The organism is Carboxylicivirga mesophila, from assembly GCF_018271975.1.
GTDB lineage: Bacteria > Bacteroidota > Bacteroidia > Bacteroidales > Marinilabiliaceae > Carboxylicivirga > Carboxylicivirga mesophila.
In genome coordinates this window covers 1-1,221 of sequence record NZ_JAGUCN010000068.1, presented here as the reverse complement: position 1 = coordinate 1,221, position 1,221 = coordinate 1, and the positions used below count along the sequence as shown (strand labels likewise).

The 1,221-nt window shown below is 34.1% G+C and carries 1 protein-coding gene; it reads left to right on the top strand.

Translation table 11 applies throughout. The features are described from left to right. The first annotated feature begins 152 nt into the window (after nt 1–152). Nucleotides 153–962 (top strand): YARHG domain-containing protein, encoded by an 810-nt coding sequence (locus KEM09_RS21810; RefSeq protein WP_212232080.1) that lies wholly within the window; start codon nt 153–155, stop codon nt 960–962. Nucleotides 963–1,221: the final 259 nt, after the last annotated feature.

The following is a 1,221-nucleotide window of genomic DNA, read 5'->3' as shown; positions in this document are numbered from 1 at the left end:
AGATGAAGTATCCAATAGCTTTTGGTTTACATGCCTATTAAATATAGCTTTGATAGGCTTTTATTATGCAATGAGGTACGATATAAAGCGTATTAAGTATATCGACTAGTTGGCGGTATTGCAAACCAAAACCAGCAAATAATACTTTAGAAATGAAAAGAGGAGCTTTAGCACTAGTAATTCTGATAACTTCTTTGTTTGATATTGCGAGTCAAGAAGTCTTATCTGAAATGAGAATATTCAGAAACGAGATATTTGCTCGACATGGTAGGACTTTCTCCTCATCAGATTTAAAGAACTATTTTGAGAATCAAGAATGGTACAAACCTTCTCAGAATTTCAATATTAGTTCATTAACTAAAAAGGAAATCCTTGCGGCCAATACTATCAAGAATATTGAAAACAATTATTCTAACCTTTCTAGTAAGGAGAAACATACAGTTCTCGAAATATTTGCCTTTATTAAAAGTAATCTGCACAATAAATTAGATACCACTTTTTATACTATAGCCGACTTTGATAATTTCCCAGGCTTAGACACAGTAACAACTAGAATACTTGAAAAGGAATATGGTGAATTCAATATTGTTTATAGTCTACTAAGGAAAGGAACTGTAATATGGAGTACAAAGAGTTCAAACCCATATTTTTGGTTAGGTGATAATCAATTATTTCAGGAATGGGACAATCATTATTTCTATGGTTATCTAGCTTTAAAAAATTGTCGCGCCAAAAGAGTTGATATGTGGAAACCATTAGAAGAGGAAGTACTTAATCAGATAGTTAGCATAGGATACACTGAAATACAAGATGAAGCATCTAATATAAGCAAGAGTGAATATAAACGTTTCATAGTCAATTACAGCGGAGAATTGATTGAGCATAGTCAGTTTGAAGCAGGAAGCAAACTTCAGATTTGGTTTGAGCCAATTAAGAAGTTCATTAGCTTTTATGCACCATAAAAAACACATATCTACAACAAACCGCCATAGAGCATAAAGGTTTGAGCATATTTGGGTGGTAAGTAGCTTTGGTGCTAGCTGGCGCGGTTTTGTAATCCGTGCCTTGGCTTAAATAAGCTCAGATTACAAATCTGAGCTGGCAAGGGGGATGAGGGGAGCATGAACCGCTTAGCTCCATGACATTTTTTATGAATTGGTAGATGAAGTATCCAATAGCTTTTGGTTTACATGCCTATTAAATATAGCTTTGATAGGCTTT